Genomic DNA, 310 nt, shown 5'->3' with positions numbered 1-310 from the left:
AAAGTCCCTCCGAAAAGGAAGGGAAATCCCGTTATATCCCTAGTCGCTTTCGGTAACTCTACCTGCCTCAATGAAAGTCCCTCCGAAAAGGAAGGGAAATCCGCTGGCTTCAATTTCCTGCCGCTTCTTGTCGTGAAAGCCTCAATGAAAGTCCCTCCGAAAAGGAAGGGAAATCATGGGATTCTTCGACAGCCTTGTTCAGAGCCTCAAGCCTCAATGAAAGTCCCTCCGAAAAGGAAGGGAAATCAGTGAACCAGGCTTCGGCGGCGGTCTGAGTGAACAGCCTCAATGAAAGTCCCTCCGAAAAGGA

At 50.0% G+C, this 310-nt stretch carries 1 protein-coding gene; it reads right to left on the bottom strand.

The annotated features are described in order from the left end of the window. Nucleotides 1-109: 109 nt before the first annotated feature. Nucleotides 110-310: hypothetical protein (locus HMPREF2842_RS09300; RefSeq protein ID WP_210398789.1), on the bottom strand; the 201-nt coding region annotated here is incomplete at its 5' end.

The sequence above is a fragment of the Rothia sp. HMSC069C10 genome (assembly GCF_001812205.1).
Lineage (GTDB): Bacteria > Actinomycetota > Actinomycetes > Actinomycetales > Micrococcaceae > Rothia > Rothia mucilaginosa.
This window is presented reverse-complemented; position numbering and strand designations above follow the sequence as displayed.